We start from the raw sequence: 16828 nt of genomic DNA, 5'->3' as shown, positions 1-16828 counted from the left end.
GCGGCAGGTATCCTGCCGGGCATGGCGGGCACGCTGCTCTCGGTGGACTGGGACGCTTTCTCCGGCACGCGGGAACTGGTGTTCGACGCGCCCATCTGGGGCACCCGCGACCGGGAGTACGACCGCCTGGACGCCTGGCGGGACCGGGCGGTGAAGCGCGGCGGGCGGGACTGGTCGGTGCTGGAGGACGACTTTCCGCTGTACCCCGGCTGGGAGGCGTTGCGGGGGCTGGCGGGTGTGCCGGCGTTCGTGGCGCTCAGTCATGCGGAGGCGTGGGCGTGGCTGCAGCGCTTTCCGGGCCGGGACGTGCTGAACGTGGACAGTCACCATGATCTCGTGAGTTTCAGCGGGGACGGCACGCGGGTGCGGCCGGGCAACTGGGCGGGCCTGGGGCTGCGCGGGGGCCTGATCGGCCGGTACACCTGCCTGTACCCGGCGTGGCATGCCGGGCTGCCGGTCGCGGAGGGCTTCGACCTGGACCGCACCCAGGCGGAGCTGGCGGATCTGTTGCCGGGGGACGTGCTGGCGCGGGTCACGCTGGCTCGCTCCGGGGAAGGCTCTTGGGGGGGCCTGGAGGCGATTCTGGGGGGGGTGGAGGCGGTGCTGCTCGTGCAGTCGCCGGCCTGGACGAGTCCGGCGCACGACGGGGCGTTTTTCGAGGTGGCGGGCGCGCTGGGCGGGGAGGTGCTGTCCTCGCCGCTGCGGCGTTCTTCTGCTACGGTGGTGTGGTAAAGCTCACAAACCTGTGTGCCCTGCCCTCCCGCTTCACTGCGCCGCGTGTTCCCGCCGGGAGGTCCCCCCGGAGACCCGACCTTGCCTCTGACCGCACCCCTGCCCGACCCGACGCTCAGCGCCCCTGACCTTCCCGACGCCCGGCCGGCGGCCCCGGCGCGCCGCGTGCCGTTCGCCTCACCGCCGAACATCACCCTGACCACGCCCGCCTCCGCCCGGCCGGCCGCGGCCACGCCGGCCTCCACCACCTTCCAGGTCAGCCTGTTCGGGCTGGTGCACCACCGCGGGGCGTTCCTGCTGGTGCAGCCGCGGCGGCCGATCCTGCCGGGCGGCGCGCTGAGCCTGCCGGGCCTGACCCTGCGCGAGGAGGCCGGCGAGGCCGTCGCCGAGACGCAGCTGCGCCGCATCCTGCTGCGGCAGGTGGGCCTGGGCGTGGGTGAGCTGCGGCTGGTCGGCAGTTACGTGGGCCGCGGCAGCGAGGACGGCCGGGCCGACAGCCGCCTGTACCTCGTATTCGGCGCGGAGTACTGCTCGGGCATTCTGAACCCCAACCCGGCGGAGGTGCACGGCGCCGAGTGGGTGGCGGGCGCGGAACTGCGCGAGCGGGGCGTGCCGGAGTGGCTGCTGGCCGCCGCGCAGGCGGTCACGGCGCTCTCCCCGGCCGGGGGCGAGGCGCGGGGCACGGGGGGGCCGCTGGGCTTCCTGCGCCGCCGCTGACCCCGCCCTCCTGTGTGCCCGGCCCGCCCTGCGCGGCCGGGCACGCCGCATTGTGCCGGGGCGCCCGGCCGGGGCAGCCGGATGACGTATCCTGCGGGGCGGCCCGTGACCTGTGATGTCGCTGCGGCTGAAGACCCGTGACCTGGGAGGTCATTCATGTTGAAGTCCGACGCGCGGAACCTTGCCGTTCCGTTGCCCCTGGCCCTGATCGGCCTGTACGCGCTGAGCATCCTGCTGGCGAACCTGACCCTGAACCAGTTCATTCCGCTGCCGGTGTTCGGCCTGCTGAGCGTGGGCACCATCTTCTTCGCGGCGGTGTTCACGCTGCGCGACCGGATTCACCGGGCGGGCGGCCTGAACGCCGTGTACCTGGCGATCGCGCTGGCGCTGGCGGTGAACACGCTGGCCGCGCTGTACCTGGACACGCCCTGGCGGTTTATCGGCGCGTCCTTCCTGGCAATCCTGGTGGGCGAGCTGGCCGACACGGCCGTGTACCAGCGCCTGCTGCACCGCAGCTGGTGGACTCGGGTGCTGACCAGCAACGCGGTGAGCGTGCCGCTGGACAGCGTGATCTTCACGCTGCTGGCCTTCTACGGCGACATGAGCACGCGCGACATCCTGCAGATCATCTTCGCGGACATCATCGCCAAGTACGCCATCGCGGCCCTGTTCGCCCTGCGGGCCCGCCGCGCCGGCGCCCGGCCCGCGGATGCCTGAGGTCCCGACCCCGGCCGCGCGGCTGCGGACCATCGGGAACGCCCGCCCGGACCTGGACACGGTTGTGGAGCACGTGCTGCACCTGCCGGAACTGTGCCCCGCCACGCACAACCCGGCGCCGGGCAGCACCCTCACGCTGCGGTACCGGCCCGGCACGCAGCTGCTGGAACTGTTCAGCCTGGACGCTTATATGGACGCTTTCGTCGCGCATCCGGTGGTGCGGGACATGGAGTTCTTCGTGCAGACGGTGGCGCAGGACGCCGCGGACGCAGTCGGCGTGCCGGTCACGGCGGCCGCGCAGGTGGGCCTGCGGGGGCTGCGGCAGGAGCAGCGCGTGACGGTGGAGGCGCGGCCCAGCCCCACGCCCTGACCTTCAGGCCGTGAACACGACCTGCACGCCCGCGCCGTCCGCCTCGGCGCGGGCGCGATTCAGTTCGGCCTGCACGGCCGGGCGCAGGGCGCGTTCGGGCCGCTGCCACAGTGCCTGCGCGACCTTGCTGGCGCGGCGCACGTGCAGCGTCTCGCCGGGCTGCGCGAGGGTCACGGCAGTCAGCAGCGCCCGGGCGCTGGGCGGCATGTCCGACAGGGGATCGTCCTGCACGTGCGCGGTGACGCGTTCGGTGCGCTGCCCGTTGCTGCGGCGCAGCGTGACCCGGGCCTCGTGCTGCCCGGCCCGCTGCTCGATCAGCACCTCCGCCCCGGACACCAGAGAGGCGGGGCTGGTGCCGCGCCGGGCGTCGTTGGCGAGGTCGTGCGCGGCCCGCAGGTGCCGCCGGGTGCGAGGCACGTACCCCACGCGCAGCCCCACCTGCCGGGCGGCGGCCTCCTCATGCACCTCGCGGGCGGGGTCCTGCAGCAGTTCCGGGCCGCGGCCGCGCGCCAGGGTGGCGATCACGGCCTGGTTGTCGGTGTACACGGCCAGCAGCTCCCCGGCCGGCGCAAGCCGCACGGCTTCCAGCACGGCGCGCAGTTCGGCGGCGTTGTTGTCCGTCGAGTCCAGCTGCCCCTGGTAGCGTTCCGGCAGGTGCCCGGGGCGCAGCAGCACCAGCCCCCAGCCGCCCAGGCCGCTGCCGTCGGGCTGTTCGTTCCAGCTGGCGTCCACGAACGCGTGGTTCATGCGGGTCGTCCGGGTGGGGGGATCGGGGTGGCGGGTCGGGGACTCACGGCGGTCCGTGCATTATCGGGGATGCGCGCCGCCCGCGCGCCGAGTCCCAAGAACCGGACAACCTGCCCGGGGTAGGCTGGGGGCATGTCCCGCGCGCCCTCCCCTCCGGACCGGCCGCTGGTGGCGGTCACGCGGGCGGCCGGCACGAACGGCGACCTCGCAGAGTTGCTGAGCGTGGGAGGGGTGGAGGTGGTGGAGGTGCCGCTGATCCGCTTCACGCCCCCTGCGGACGTCGCGGCATGGCACGCCGTGGTGCAGGCGCGGCTGGCGGCGGGCGGCGAGGGGTGGCTGGCGGTGACCAGCCCGCAGGGCGCGCGGGCGTTGCGGGAGGCGCTGGCCGCCCTGGGGGCCGGGCCGAGAGCGGGCACCCTGCGGCTGGCGGTGGTGGGGGCGGGCACGGCGGCGGTGCTGGAGGCCGTGGGGCTGCGTCCGGCGTTCCAGCCGTCGCGGGCGGAGGCGAGCGTGCTGGGTGCCGAGCTGCCCGCCTGGCCCGGCGAGGTGGTGTGGCACCTGACCTCGCAGCGGTCCGAGCCGGCGCTGGGCGCGGCGCTGGCGGCGCGGGGCGTGGGGTACCGGCGCGTAGAGGCCTACCGCACGGAGCCCACCCGCCTGACGCTGGCCGAGTGCGCGGCGCTGCGCCGGGCGGACGCGGTGGTGCTGGCCTCGGGCAGCGCGGTGCGGGGGCTGGCGGCTCAGGTGGGCGTGGGCGGCACGGTGGTGGTGATGGGCGAGCCCTCGGCGCAGGTGGCGCGGGCGCTGGGTTTCGGGCAGGTGGTCGTGGCGGCGCGCCCGGGTCTTCATGAACTGGCGCAGGCGGTGTTCGGGGCCGTGCCGTCTGAGGGGACGAAATCCCGTCCAGATCAGCTTTCTGACCGTTCGGTCCGGGACGAGTGACCCGCCAGGGTCGGGTATGCTGTCTTCATGAAGTGCTGGCACGTCCCGTGGCCCCTCCCCCGCACCGGGGTCAGGCGCGTCCCGACGTCCAGGCAGGCGGACCGAGCGTGACCCTCACCTGCCCCACCGCGCGCGGCTTCCTGGCCGCCATGCCCGCCCAGCCCGCCCCCCTGGATTTCGTGGTGGTGGGCCTGAACCACCAGACCGCACCCGTGGAGGTGCGCGAGCGGGCCGCCGTGCGCGCCGGGTTCGAGGAGGTCCTGCTGGGCCGCCTCGCGGCGCACGCGCGGGAGGTGCTGCTGCTCGCCACCTGCAACCGCACCGAGGTGTACCTGGTGGGCTTGCGGACCTCGGCCACCGCCGCCTTCGAGGCCGCGTGGGGCGAGGCCTTCTCCGAGCACCTGTACGTGTACCGCGGGGAGGCGGCCGTGCAGCACCTGTACCGCGTCGCGGCGGGCCTGGACAGCCTGGTGATCGGGGAGACGCAGATCCAGGGGCAGGTCAAGCGCGCCTGGCAGGCGTCCAGCGAGTTGCGCCTGAGCGGGCCGCTGCTGAACAAGATCGCGCAGGGCGCCCTGGCCGCCGGGAAACGCGTGCGGTTCGAGACGGGGATGAGCGACCGGGTGGTCAGCGTGTCCAGCGCCGCGGTGGAACTGGCCCGCGAGGCCCTGGGGGACCTGGGGCAGCGCACCGCCCTGATCATCGGCGCGGGCGAGACGGCGGAACTCACCATGACGCACCTGCGGGCCGCCGGCGTGCAGGACGTCATCGTGGTGAACCGCACCGCGCAGCGCGCGCAGGCCCTGGCGGAGAAGCTGGGCGGCCGGGCCTGCGCGCACGAGTACCTGCAGGAGGTGCTGCCCGAGGCGGACGTGGTGATCGCCTCCAGCGCCGCGCCGCACTACGTGCTGGGCGCCACCGAGGTCGAGGCGGCCCTGGCCGGCCGGGCGCGGGGCATGTTCCTGATCGACATCAGCGTGCCCCGCATCCTGAACCCGGACATCGCGGGCGTGCCCGGCGCGCACCTGCGCAACCTGGACGACCTGCAGGACCTCGTGAGCCGCAACCTGGACTCCCGCCGCGCGGCGCTGCCGCACGCCCGCGCTATCGTGCGCGAGGCCGCCGCGGACCTGTCGCGCTGGCACCTGACCCGCGAGGCGCAGCTGGCGCCCGCCCGGCAGCCCCAGCTGGTCGGTCAGGCCTGCGACTGAGCCGACCTCGCCGGAAGGTGAGGCCCGGGACGGCCCGGCCCGCGCGCTCACGGCATACTGGCGGCATGTGGACCCGGATTCCTTCCAGCAGCCTGCGCGTGACCGGCGCGGACCGAGTGGACTTCATACACGGCCAGATGACCGGCGACCTGAAACGCGCGCCCGTGCCGGGGATGGTGCCCTGCGCCTTCCTGAACGTGCGCGGGCAGATCGAGCAGTTCGCCCGGGTGTACCGCCGCGCGGACGACATCTACGTGCACCTGGACGCGGGGCACGCCCCGGCGCTGCTGGCGCGCCTGAAACGCTACCGGATCTTTGATCAGGTGGAGCTGGAGGACCTGACGGGCACGCTGGGCACAGTGCACGTCTGGCAGGAGGCGGACCTGCCCGGCTGGGATCCGGCCGGGGCGGACGTGCAGGCGTTCGCCCTGCCCGGGGGGGGCGGCACGGTGCTGACCGCACGGGTAAACCGCACGGGTACGCCGGGCCTGGACCTGCACTTCCTGCTGGCGGACGAGCCGGCCGTCCTGGCCGCGCTGGGGGGCCGGGAGGCTCCCCTGGAGGCGCTGGAGGAGCGGCGCGTGCAGGCGGGCCTGCCGGACGTGAGCCGTGACGCCCTGGCCGGCACGCTCCCGCAGGAGATCGGCCTGGACGTGAACGGGCCCCTTCCGGCGATCAGTTACCGCAAGGGCTGCTACGTGGGGCAGGAGATCATGGCCCGGCTGGAGGCCCGCGGCAACACCCGCTACCACCTGGCCCGCCTGGACGCCGAGGGCCCGGAGGGCTGGCCGGCGGGTGCGGAAGTGACCCTGGACGGCCGGACGGTCGGGCAGGCGGGCCACTTCGCGGGGGGCCGCAGTGTGGCCCGGGTGCGCAAGGAGCTCGAGCCGGGCACGGCGGTGCTGGTGGCCGGCCGGCCCGCCATCGTGCAGGCCCGGCCGGACCCGGCGGGCGGCTGAGTGGCGCGGCGGTCCCTGATCGAGCCGCTGCTGCTGGACCTGCGGGACGGCTCTCCGGCCGCGCGGCGCCGGGCGGCGGGGCGGGCGTACCGGCTGGCGTTCGGGGTGCTGGCCGCGCCGGGCGTGGTGCTGGGCGCCGCGTACGCCCTGCTGGGTCAGCCGGCGCTTCTGCCGGTAACGGTGGTGCTAGGCCTGGCAGTGCTGGCGGCCGGGGTGGCGGGCGGGGCGCTGTGGCTGGCGGGGCGCACGGCGCGGGCCACGGACCTGCCGCCGGTGCAGGCGCAGGTGGGCGCGGCCATTCAGGCGGCGTCGGCGCCGGCGGTGCCGTTCCTGTTCGGGTGCTCGCTGCTGGCGCAGCCGCTGGCGGCGCTGGCGCTGTTCGCTCTGGCTGCGGCGTTCTTCCTGTGGGGGCAGGCGCGGCTGGACCGGTTCGCGCGCTGAGATACCAAGGAAGCGGCCCGCACGGAATCTTTCGTGCGGGCCGCCTGTGATGCGGGGTTCAGCGGGTCTTGGGGTCGAGCGCGTCGCGCAGGCCGTCGCCGAACAGGTTGAAGGCCAGGCTGAACAGGATGATGAAGGCCGCGGGGTAGGCCAGCACGTACCAGTAGTCGAACTTCAGCCAGGCGCGGGCGGCGTCGACCAGCTGGCCCCACTCGCTGTAGCCGCTCTCGAAGCCCAGGCCCAGGAAGGACAGGGCGGCGATGCCGAGGGGCACGGTGGCCAGGTTCAGCACGGCGATGGTGAACACGGAGGCCACGCTGTTGGGCACGACGTGCTTGAGGATCAGGCGCATGTCGCGTCCGCCCAGGGCGCGGGCGGCGTCCACGTACTCGAGCTGGCGGGTGCGCAGCACTTCCCCGCGGATGATGCGGGCGTACCCGGCCCAGCCGGTGATGGAGAACGCCACGATGATCGGGAAGGTCGGGTCGTACTCGGTGCCGCCGCCCATCAGGCGGGCGCGCAGGATGGTCAGGACGACCACGGTCATGATCAGGGGCGGCAGCGCGAAGATCACGTCGATGAAGCGCTGGATCAGGTTGTCCACCCAGCCGCCGTAGTAGCCGCTGATGGCGCCGACCAGGATGCCCACGATCAGGGTGATGCCCACGATCGCGAAGCCCATCTTCAGGGCGGTGCGGGCGCCCCAGATCAGGCCGTAGTAGATGTTGTAGCCGTTCACGGTGCCGAAGGGCGCGCGGGCGTCAGGCGCGCCGGGCTGCGCCTGGAAGCTCAGGCGTTCGGTCTTGTAGCAGGCCTTGGGCGGCGCGAAGATCGCCTGCAGGGCCACGCCGGGCTTGAACACCTCGTTGGGCGTGGCGATGTTCAGGTCGCGCATGCAGTCCCCGCTGGGTTTGGCGAGGAACGGCGCGAAGATCGCCATCAGCACGAACAGCAGGGTGATGATCAGGCCGGTGATGGCCAGGGGGTTGCGGCGCAGTTTGCGCATGGCGGGGCTGACCCAGAACTGCTGGAACCGGGATTTGCCGCGCAGGCGGTCAGGGGCGGCGGTCGTTGTCATCAGTCGAACCTCACGCGCGGGTCAATCACGCCGTAGAGCAGGTCCACGATGGTGCTGACCAGCACGACGATCACGGCGGAAAGCATGGCGAAGCCCAGCACGGCGGCCAGGTCGGTCTGGCGGGCGGCGTCCACGACCCACTGGCCCACGCCGGGGTACGCGAAGATGGTTTCGGTGATCAGGGACCCGCTGAGCAGGCCGATGATCAGGAACCCGCCCAGGGTCACGATGCTCAGCAGGGCGTTGCGGCGGGCGTGCTTCATGTTCACGACCCGGTCGCTCAGGCCCTTGGCGCGCGCGGTGCGCACGTAGTCGCTGGTGAGCGCCTCGAGCATGTTGTTGCGCATGACCTTCAGGATGTCGGCCGACAGCACGATGATCAGGGTCACGGCGGGCAGCACCAGGTGGCGGATCGCGTCGAGGAACAGGTCCCAGCGGCCGTTCAGCGCAGTGTCCAGGGTGAGCAGGCCGGTGTAGCGCCTGAGGTCCCCGACGGAGAATTCGTTGATGGCTTCGAGGCGCCCGGTGCCGGGCAGCCAGTTCAGGTTCGCGTAGAAGATGGCCAGCAGCACGATGCCCAGCACGAAGGTGGGCAGGCTGTACCCGAGCACCGCGAGGACGCGCACGACCTGGTCAATGAAGCGGTCCTTGTGCAGCGCGGCCAGCGTCCCGAGCCAGATGGCGATCAGCATGATCGGGATGGCGGTGACCAGCGTGAGTTCCAGGGTCGCGGGGAGGCGCTCCTTGATGGTGGCGACCACGTCCTTGCTGCTCGCGCGGGAGTACCCCAGGTCGCCGGACAGGGTCTTCTGCGCCCAGCGGGTGTACTGCACGATGAAGGGGTCGTTGAAACCGAGCTGTTCGATGATCTTGTCTTTCTGCGCGGCCTGCTGCTCGGAGCGGATGTACGGCGCGACGCGCTGGTCGGGGCTCAGCATCGTGGTCATGCCGACCACCATCATGGACAGCACCACGATGACGATCGGCACCTGGATGAGTCGCCGGAGGACGAAATTAAGCATGGGTTCCTCTGTGGCCCGGCCGGAGGGCCGGCCGGGCAGGGAATGACAGTCGGGTTGCGGTGTGCAGGATCATGGGTAACCGCCCCACAGTATCGCAGGATTCAGAGTGAACTTTAAGAACCCCGTTCGCAGAACCTGAAACGGGCGAGGTGACGGAGTGGTCACCTCGCCCGCGGTCAGTGCGGACGCTGCCCAGGGGGGCAGGTCAGTCGGGCGCTTACTTCTTGCTGAGTTCCTTCCAGAAGGTCCCCGTGAAGGCGAAGCTGATCATGGTGTTGAAGTTTGCCTTGCTCGCGCCCACCAGGTTGTCGCGGTGGAAGAGGTAGCCGACGCCGGCGGGCATCAGGATGTAGGGGGCCTGCTCGTAGGCGCGGTTGGCGACCAGGGCGTACAGGCGGTTGCGCTCGGCGGTGTTGGTGGTGCTGCGGGCCTGCTCGAGCCACTTGTCGACGCTGGCGTCCTTGAAGTTGCTGCGGGGGGAGTAGTACCCATTGCTGCTGTAGAAGGTGTACATGAAGTTGTCAGGGTCGGCGTAGTCAGGCGCCCAGCCGATGACGATCATGGCTTCCTGGCCCTTCTTGCTGGATTCCAGCATCTCGCTCCAGGGCTTGGACTGGATGTTGACGCGGAACTTGGGGTTCAGGCTCTCGATGTTCTTCTTGAGGATTTCCATGGCGGTCTGGGCGGCCTTGCTGCCGGCGCGGTAGTTCGCGGTCAGCACGAAGCCGTTCTTCCAGAGCTGGCCGCCCCAGGCTTTCTGGAAGTACGCCTTGGCCAGGTTGGTGTTCAGGGTGTACTTCTTGACGTTCGCGGCGTAGCCGGGGAAGGTGTCGGGGAGCAGCACGGTGCGCTGCATGCCCTGGCCGTCCTGCACGTCGCGGATGTAACCGGCGTAGTCGAACGCGTAGCTGAAGGCCCGGCGGACGTTCACGTCGCTGAAGAAGTTGGCGGGGATGCCCTTGCCGTCCAGCTTGCCGCTGCCGAGCAGGCCGGTGGCCTTGATGTTCTGGTTCATGAAGAACGCGCTGGCGCTGGTGTTGGGGATACCTTCAACCCACACGACGCCGGGCTTGCCCTTGACGCTGTCGGTGTCACCGGCGCGGCCGGTGCCTTCGATCAGGTCAGCGTCGCCGCGGAGGAACGCCTGGTAGCGGGCGGCAGGCTCGGGAACTTTCTGGATGATGACGTTCTTGATGGCCGGCTTCTTGCCCCAGTACGCGTCGTGCGCGGTGAACAGGGCGGCGTTGGCGTCCTTGCGGACGAGCTTGTACGCGCCGGTGCCGCTGGGCTGGCTGGCGAGCTTGCTGGCGGTCAGGTCCTTGCCCACCCAGCTCTTCCAGTCGGCTTCCTTGCCGCTCCACTCGCCGATCTTGGCGGCGTGCTTGCTGTCCACGACGCTCTGGCCGACGTAGGCGAGCTTCGCCAGGAAGGCGGGGTCGACTTTCGGCAGGTTGAAGACGAGCTGGCCGGCGTTGTTGCACTCGACGGCCTTGTCGATGCGGGCCCAGGTGATGGTCTTGTCGTCGTTGGCATTGCTGCCGGTGCCCAGCAGGCTCTCGGCGATGAACCAGTTGCCGGACTCGGCGCTGTTGGTGACCAGGTTACGCTCGAAGCTGTACTCGGCGTCGGCGCAGGTCATGGTGTTGCCGCTGTGGAACTTGACGTTCTTGCGCAGGTCGAAGGTGTAGGTCTTGCTGTTGTTGCTGATCTTCCAGGCGGTGGCCAGCAGGGGCTCGAGCTGGCTCAGGCTGGCGCCCTTGTAGGTGATCAGGGTTTCGTACATGTTTTCCACGACTTCGCCGGAGGCGGTGTCGTAGGTGACGCCAGGGTCCATGGTGGGGATGTCGGAGGACAGCTGGACGACCAGGGTGTCTTTGGGGGCGGCGGCGAGGGCCGTGGTGAGGATGAGCAGGGTGCCGAGGGCAGCAAATTTCTTCATATTCCTCCTGGGGATATGCGCAGGTCCGGGGGGCCGTTCTGACCCCTGGGTTCCTGAAACTGAGTTGGACTACGGCGCGCATCATAACCGACTGCTCATGCACGTGTGTGAAGTTCCGCAGATTTCCCCCCACCGCCCCCCCCTCAGCGCGGCTTTTCGGGGCCCGGCGGCCCGGGAGGACCAGACATCCAGACTCCGGTGCCCCCGGGTTCCGGCAGGTCCGGTTCAGGTCGTGCACAAGGGCATTTCTGCCGGGCGGGAGGCCGGGAGGGGTGTGCCATACTGCGCCGCGTGAAGAAGCGCATCCTGCTGCTGGCGGGCGGTCAGTCCGGAGAACACGAAGTGAGCCTGATGAGCGCGCGCAGCGTCCTGAACGCGCTGCCGCGCGACCAGTTCGATGTGACGCCGGTGGTGATCAGCAAGCAGGGCCGCTGGCTGCCGCCCACCGAAACGCAGCGCGCGCTGGAGACCGGGCAGGCCCAGGCGGGCGGGGACCTCGTGCTGCACCGCGCCGCCAGCGCCGAGGGGTACGACGCCGTGTTCCCGCTGCTGCACGGCCCGATGGGCGAGGACGGCACCGTGCAGGGTCTGCTGACCCTGGCCGGGATTCCGTTCGTGGGCAGCGGCGTGCTGGGCTCGGCGGCCAGCATGGACAAGGTCATGACCAAGCAGGTCCTGGCCTCCATCGGCATTCCGCAGGTGCCGTGGGCGCTGGCGGTGCGCCGCGAATGGCAGCGGGACCCGGCGGCGGTGCGTGAGCGGGTGGAGGCCCTGGGGTACCCGGTGTTCGTGAAACCCGCGAACCTGGGGTCCAGCGTGGGGATCAGCAAGGTCAAGGACGGCGCGGGCCTGGACGCGGCGCTGGACCTGGCGTTCAGCCTGGACCGGCGGGTGATCGTGGAGGCCATGACCCGCCACAAGCCCCGCGAGGTGGAGGTCGGGATTCTCGGCAACGACACGCCCATCGCCAGTCCGGTGGGGGAACTGAGCTTCGACGCGGACTTCTACGATTACGAGACGAAGTACACCGAGGGGCAGGCGCAGATGCACATTCCCGCCCGCCTGCCCGCCGAGGTCGCCGAACAGATCCGGGACCTCGCGCTGCGGGCCTTCCGGGCGCTGGACTGCGCAGGGCTGGCGCGGGTGGACTTCTTCTACGTGGCCGAGACCGGCGAGGTGCTGCTGAACGAGGTGAACACCATGCCGGGCTTCACCACGACCAGCATGTACCCGAAGCTGTTCGAGGCGGCCGGGCTCACCTACAGCGAACTCGTCACCCGCCTGATTCAGCTGGCCCTCGAGGAACGCTGAGGGATCCTCCTGGTCCCTCTTTCAGTCCAGGCCTCTGACCGCGGAAACCTAAAGGTTTGCGTCACCAGGCGCGGCGGAACCCCCACCTAAAATGAGGCACCCTCCCGGCCCTGGCGGCCAGGGCGGCAGAACGACCCTGACATCAAGGCGGGGTGGCGCGCGGCACTCGCGCGTCCCTGCGGGCCGTGAAGGAGAACGACCGGTATGGATTGGCAGAATCTTCCAGGTGGTGGCAATGTGCTGGACCGGCGGGGCGGCGGTGGCCTGCCCGGCGGCGGACTGGCGGTCGGTGGGATCGGGGGTCTGATCCTGACGCTGGTGCTGATGTTCCTCGGCATCGACCCGGGCACGGTGCTGGGCGGTGGACCCACGCAGGGTGAGCAGACGGGTCCGCAGGGCACGACCACGCCCGGGCAGCAGGACGAGGACTACCAGTTCATCGACCGCATCGCGCGCAGCAACAACGACGTGTGGAGCAGCGTCTTCCAGCAGGCCGGACGCACCTACACCCCGCCGAAGACCGTGCTGTATTCCGGCACCACCCAGAGCGGGTGCGGCACCGCAAACAGCGCCGTGGGGCCCTTCTACTGCCCGCTGGACAACGGCGTGTACATCGACACCAGCTTCTTCCAGACGATGGACCGGCGTCTGGGCGGCGGCGGGGACCTGGCGTACTCGTACGTGATCGCCCACGAGATCGGGCACCACGTACAGAACGAACTAGGCATCGCCGATCAGGTGGAACGCAAGCAGCGCAGCGCCCAGGCGCGCGGCAACGAGGCCGAGGCGAACAGCTACAGCGTGCGCCTTGAACTGCAGGCCGACTGCTTCGCGGGCGTGTGGGCCAGCCGCACCCGGCAGCAGACGAACCTGACCGAGCAGGACCTGCGGCAGGCCGTGAACACCGCCGCGGCCATCGGCGATGACAACCTGCAGAAGCAGGGGCAGGGGTACGTGGTGCCGGACTCGTTCACGCACGGCAGCAGCCAGCAGCGCGTGAACTGGTTCATGCGGGGCTTCAAGTCGGCCGACCCGAACCAGTGCGACAGCTTCACCCCGGCCTACAACCAGCTGTAAGCCACCCCTGACCCGGACGCCGACCATGAACGTCGGCGTCCGGGCTTTGCTCACTGTCTTTTCGGGGCCGGCTGCGGTTTCCTGAAAAGGCCGTGCGCCCCTCCCCTGTCCCGCCCCGCCTGTCCCTTTCCCCTGATCCCTGGGTGATCGCGGGGGTGGACGTGGTTCTGAAGCGCAGCGCGCGGCGCCGGACGGTGACGCTGCGCGTGAGCCCCGGCACGGTCACGCTGTACGCGCCGGCCCGCACGCCGGAAACGCACCTGCTGGACTTCCTGAATTCCCGGCGCGGCTGGGCGGAGGGGCACCTGGTCCGGTACGCCGCCCGGCAGGTGCCCGCCACGCTGGACCTGTCGGACGGGGCGGTGGTGCCGTTCCTGGGCGAGGGGCTGACGGTCCGGCTGGACCCGGGCGTGCGCCGCGCCCGGCGGGACGGCGCGGTGCTGCACCTGCCCACAGTGAACCCGGCGGCCGCGCTGGACGCCTGGACCCGCGCCGCCTGCCGCGCCCCCTACCGCGCGCTGGTGCAGGAGTACGCCGCGCAGCTGGGCGCGCAGGACCGCCTCACGGACGTGCGGGTCACGTCCGCCCGGACGCGCTGGGGCAGCTGCACGTCGGGCGGCGTGATCCGGCTGCACTGGAAGCTCAGCCGCGCGCCGCTGGCCGCGCTGCAGTACGTCGCCCTTCACGAGGCCGCGCACCTGCTGGAACTGAACCACTCGCCGCGCTACTGGCGGCACGTGACCCGGGTCATGCCGGACTGGCCCACGCAGCGGCGCTGGCTGCGCGACCACGGCCACACCCTGCCCTGAGGACCGGGCGATCCTCCGACCAAGGTCCATAGGCACCGCCCGGGGCGGCTGCCTACCATGAGGGCGTTCAAGGGGGAATGCCATGAAAAACACCGTGATGACCGCCCTGCTTCTCGCCTCGACCTCGGTTGTCCTCGCGCAGACCGCTGCGCCAGCCACGACCACGACGCCCGCCCAGCCGCCCGTAATCACCGCCGACGCCGCCAAGAAGCTCGTGAAGATCAGCTTCGTGGCCGGGCACGGCACGCACAACAACGGCCTGAACTACAACGGCGACGCCAAGGGCGAGAAGACCCTGACCGTGCCGCTCGGCTGGACGGTGGAGGTCAGCCTGAGTAATGCCGGACGCATGCCGCACGACATGGCCATCGTGGCCGGCACGGCCCTGCCCGCCGATCCCTTCAAGGCCCGCCTGGCCTTCCCGAACGCCGCCACCGCGGTGGTCGCTCCGTCCGGCGCGACCGCGGCGCCCACCACGTTCGTGGTGAACCGTCCCGGGTCGTACTTCGTGCTGTGCCGTGTGGGCAAGCACGCCCAGAACGGCATGTACGTGAAGCTGAACGTGGTGAACGGCGCGAAGGCCGTCACGTACAAGTAAGCCCTCATTTTGGAGGCGGGCCGTGCAGGTCCGCCTTCTCCTCTGTCCGCTAGCCGCGGTCCTGGGCTCGCTGGGCCAGCAGGGCGGCCTCCACCCGGTTGCGCACCTGAAGTTTTTGCAGCACGTTCGTCATGTAGTGCTTCACGGTCTTCTCGGTCAGATCCAGGCTGCGGGCGATCTCCTTGTTGCTGCGCCCGGCCGCCACGCCCTCCAGGATCTGCCGTTCGCGGGGCGTGAGTTCGTCCAGGCCGCTGGGCAGGGTGGGGGTGGGGGGCATGTCGCGCAGCATGCTGGCGGCCAGACCGGGCGTGACATACACCTCGCCGTCGGCCACCGAGGCCAGGATGCTGCGCAGTTCCCGCCCGGACACGCCCTTGAGGATGAAGCCGCGCGCGCCGGCCTTGAGGGTGGCGAGCACGTCGGCCTCCTCCTCGCTGACAGTGAGCATCACGATCCGCGTGACCGGGCAGGCCGCCGCGACCGTCCGGGCGCCCTGCACGCCGCCGCCGGGCAGGTGCAGGTCCAGCAGCAGCAGGTCCGGCAGCAGCGCGGTGCACAGGGTCAGGGCGTCGTCGGCGCTGGCGCCCTCCCCCACCACCTCGAAGCGCGGGTCGGCGCCCAGGGTCGCGGCGACACCCTCCCGGAACAGCGGGTGGTCGTCCACCAGCACGACGCGCACGGGGGTCACGCGGGGGCCCCGGTGAACTCGGTCAGGGGCAGTTCGGCGCGCACGGTCGTGCCGGCCGGGCCGCTGCGGACGGTGAAGTGCCCGCCCAGGCTCTCGGCGCGCTCCCGCATGCTGACCAGTCCCAGGTGGCGGTCCCCGGCCGCCGGCCGAGTGGCGTCGAAGCCGGGCCCGGTGTCCGTGACCTGCACGGTCAGCAGGCCGCCCTGCACCTGGGCGCGGACGGCCTGTCCCTGCCCGCCGGCATGTTTGAAGGCGTTGCTGAGCGCCTCGCGCACGATGCGGAAGGCGGTGATCTTCACGGGGAGCGGCGCGTCGGCAGGCAGGGCCGGCCAGTCGGTGCGGACCTCGCTGCCGGTGCGGGCGCGGTGGTCGCGGACGGCTCGGTCCAGGGTGCCTTCCAGGGTCAGGCCCTGCAGGTCGGGCAGGCGCACGCTGGCGGCCAGGTCCCGCATGGCCTGCATGGCACGGGTCAGGGAGCGTTCCAGCGCGTCCAGGTCCCGCTGGGTCTGCGCGCGGGTGGGGGCGCCCTCCTGCCCGGCGTGCAGGGCCAGGCTGTCCAGCCGCAGCAGCGCGTAGCTGACGTCCTGGGCGGGGCCGTCGTGCAGGTCGCTGGACACCCGCTCCATCACCCGTTCGTGCACCTCGGCGATGCGGGTGGCGGCGCGCTGCACCCGCTCGTGCAGCTCGGCGTTCTGGGCCAGCAGGGCCTGCTGCGCGGCAACCTGGGCGTTCAGCACCGACTGCTGCCGGGCGATGGTGTCGCTGCCGCGCCGCACCAGTCCGGCCAGCAGCAGGTAGGCGAGCAGCATCACGCTGCCCACCACCGCCCAGCTGCGCAATTGGGCCTGCCGGACGTCGCGTTCCAGCGCGGCGACGGTGTGGTAGAACTCCGCCACCGCGATGACGTGGTCGGTGCCTTCCTGGCGGATGGGCGCGTAGATTTCCAGCAGGCGGCCGTGCTGGCGTTTCAGGTGCCGGTTCTCGTCTTCGGTCAGGTTGGATATGCCGGAGGCGACCTCGCCTTTCCAGGCGCGGGCCTGCTCGTCGTCCACCTCGAAGGTCGTGCCGGCCTGATCGCCGTACACGATGCGGCCCCCGGGCGCCCAGACCTTGATGCTCACGACGTCCTGACCCAGCGGCGTGTTGGACAACAGCCAGCCCAGTTCGGCCTTCTCGGCGCCGGTCAGCCAGGGCCGGGCGGGCAGGCCCTGCAGGGGCGTGACGATGTAGTTCTCCACGAACAGCGCGGCGGCCGCGGCGGCGCGGTGGGTGACGCCCACCTCGATCTGGCGGCCCACCCACCAGCCCAGCACCAGCAGGCTGGCGAGCAGCACCAGCAGGCTCGCCAGGCTGTACTGCCGCGCAAGGGTCCAGGGCCGGGGGGACCGTGGGCTCCGGCCGGGGTCGAGGGTCATGCCCCATTATTCGCCCGCGCCAGGCGGGCCGGCCACCGACCATGGTCGGGACGGG

Annotated in this window: 18 protein-coding genes; 12 read left to right on the top strand and 6 right to left on the bottom strand. The window is 71.3% G+C overall.

Annotation, left to right across the window (positions count from 1 at the left end; genetic code table 11):
* The first annotated feature begins 21 nt into the window (after positions 1 to 21).
* From DFI_RS03445 to DFI_RS03430, 4 genes are all read left to right on the top strand, one after another.
* A complete protein-coding gene (locus DFI_RS03445; protein WP_043776921.1) occupies positions 22 to 732 on the top strand; it encodes a hypothetical protein in 711 nt (236 codons plus the stop codon).
* An 81-nt stretch (positions 733 to 813) separates the two neighbouring features.
* A complete protein-coding gene (locus DFI_RS03440) occupies positions 814 to 1449 on the top strand; it encodes an NUDIX hydrolase (RefSeq protein ID WP_118375821.1) in 636 nt (211 codons plus the stop codon).
* 156 nt (positions 1450 to 1605) lie between these two features.
* Entirely contained in the window at positions 1606 to 2166 is a 561-nt protein-coding gene (locus DFI_RS03435; protein WP_022800079.1) for a VUT family protein, read from the top strand.
* Positions 2159 to 2536 (top strand): hypothetical protein, encoded by a 378-nt coding sequence (locus tag DFI_RS03430; protein WP_027461948.1) that lies wholly within the window; start codon positions 2159 to 2161, stop codon positions 2534 to 2536. The genes DFI_RS03435 and DFI_RS03430 overlap by 8 nt, the downstream gene beginning before the upstream one ends.
* Positions 2537 to 2539: 3 nt before the next feature.
* Here DFI_RS03430 and DFI_RS03425 read toward each other — a convergent pair whose 3' ends face one another.
* A complete protein-coding gene (locus tag DFI_RS03425) occupies positions 2540 to 3283 on the bottom strand; it encodes an RNase H family protein (RefSeq protein WP_027461947.1) in 744 nt (247 codons plus the stop codon).
* Between the two features lie 132 nt (positions 3284 to 3415).
* On the opposite strand from DFI_RS03425, the gene DFI_RS03420 reads away from it, so the two are divergent.
* The 4 genes from DFI_RS03420 (at position 3416) to DFI_RS03405 (ending at position 6836) form a co-directional block, all read left to right on the top strand.
* Positions 3416 to 4225, top strand: coding sequence for a uroporphyrinogen-III synthase (locus DFI_RS03420; RefSeq protein ID WP_051307447.1), 810 nt, complete (start codon positions 3416 to 3418; stop codon positions 4223 to 4225).
* A gap of 107 nt (positions 4226 to 4332) precedes the next feature.
* Positions 4333 to 5436, top strand: coding sequence for a glutamyl-tRNA reductase (gene hemA / locus DFI_RS03415; protein ID WP_027461946.1), 1104 nt, complete (start codon positions 4333 to 4335; stop codon positions 5434 to 5436).
* A gap of 65 nt (positions 5437 to 5501) precedes the next feature.
* Positions 5502 to 6395 carry a CAF17-like 4Fe-4S cluster assembly/insertion protein YgfZ gene (gene ygfZ, locus DFI_RS03410; protein ID WP_027461945.1) on the top strand — a complete coding sequence of 298 codons (894 nt, stop codon included), beginning with the start codon at positions 5502 to 5504 and terminating at the stop codon, positions 6393 to 6395.
* Positions 6396 to 6836, top strand: coding sequence for a hypothetical protein (locus DFI_RS03405; RefSeq protein WP_118375820.1), 441 nt, complete (start codon positions 6396 to 6398; stop codon positions 6834 to 6836).
* 58 nt (positions 6837 to 6894) lie between these two features.
* Here the strand turns inward: DFI_RS03405 and DFI_RS03400 are convergent, their stop codons facing one another.
* The 3 genes from DFI_RS03400 to DFI_RS03390 form a co-directional block, all read right to left on the bottom strand.
* Positions 6895 to 7914: an ABC transporter permease gene (locus DFI_RS03400; protein WP_022800086.1), complete on the bottom strand. Its 1020-nt coding sequence runs from the start codon at positions 7912 to 7914 to the stop codon at positions 6895 to 6897.
* Positions 7914 to 8936, bottom strand: coding sequence for an ABC transporter permease (locus DFI_RS03395; RefSeq protein ID WP_022800087.1), 1023 nt, complete (start codon positions 8934 to 8936; stop codon positions 7914 to 7916). Before DFI_RS03395 ends, DFI_RS03400 begins: the two co-directional genes overlap by 1 nt.
* 217 nt (positions 8937 to 9153) lie before the next feature.
* Positions 9154 to 10875 (bottom strand): ABC transporter substrate-binding protein, encoded by a 1722-nt coding sequence (locus tag DFI_RS03390; protein WP_022800088.1) that lies wholly within the window; start codon positions 10873 to 10875, stop codon positions 9154 to 9156.
* Between the two features lie 291 nt (positions 10876 to 11166).
* Between DFI_RS03390 and DFI_RS03385 the strand changes: the two genes are divergently transcribed.
* The 4 genes from DFI_RS03385 to DFI_RS03370 all read left to right on the top strand — a co-directional run bounded on the left by DFI_RS03385 (position 11167) and on the right by DFI_RS03370 (position 14670).
* Positions 11167 to 12186, top strand: coding sequence for a D-alanine--D-alanine ligase family protein (locus DFI_RS03385; RefSeq protein ID WP_022800089.1), 1020 nt, complete (start codon positions 11167 to 11169; stop codon positions 12184 to 12186).
* Positions 12187 to 12390: 204 nt separating this feature from the next.
* Positions 12391 to 13263 (top strand): KPN_02809 family neutral zinc metallopeptidase, encoded by an 873-nt coding sequence (ypfJ, locus tag DFI_RS03380; protein ID WP_022800090.1) that lies wholly within the window; start codon positions 12391 to 12393, stop codon positions 13261 to 13263.
* A gap of 92 nt (positions 13264 to 13355) precedes the next feature.
* The gene (locus DFI_RS03375; RefSeq protein ID WP_244940306.1) at positions 13356 to 14072 is read left to right on the top strand and encodes a M48 family metallopeptidase; all 717 of its coding nucleotides are present in this window, start codon (positions 13356 to 13358) and stop codon (positions 14070 to 14072) included.
* An 82-nt stretch (positions 14073 to 14154) separates the two neighbouring features.
* Entirely contained in the window at positions 14155 to 14670 is a 516-nt protein-coding gene (locus tag DFI_RS03370) for a sulfocyanin-like copper-binding protein (RefSeq protein WP_051307446.1), read from the top strand.
* A gap of 49 nt (positions 14671 to 14719) precedes the next feature.
* Here the strand turns inward: DFI_RS03370 and DFI_RS03365 are convergent, their stop codons facing one another.
* A complete protein-coding gene (locus DFI_RS03365) occupies positions 14720 to 15358 on the bottom strand; it encodes a LuxR C-terminal-related transcriptional regulator (RefSeq protein ID WP_027461942.1) in 639 nt (212 codons plus the stop codon).
* Positions 15355 to 16773, bottom strand: a complete 1419-nt coding sequence (locus tag DFI_RS03360; protein WP_043776918.1) for a sensor histidine kinase — start codon at positions 16771 to 16773, stop codon at positions 15355 to 15357. The genes DFI_RS03365 and DFI_RS03360 overlap by 4 nt, the downstream gene beginning before the upstream one ends.
* Positions 16774 to 16828 lie beyond the last annotated feature (55 nt).

The sequence above is a fragment of the Deinococcus ficus genome, from assembly GCF_003444775.1.
GTDB classification, from domain to species: Bacteria; Deinococcota; Deinococci; order Deinococcales; family Deinococcaceae; genus Deinococcus; species Deinococcus ficus.
Note: the sequence above shows the minus strand (reverse complement) of the source record. Positions and strands in the feature narration are given on the sequence as shown.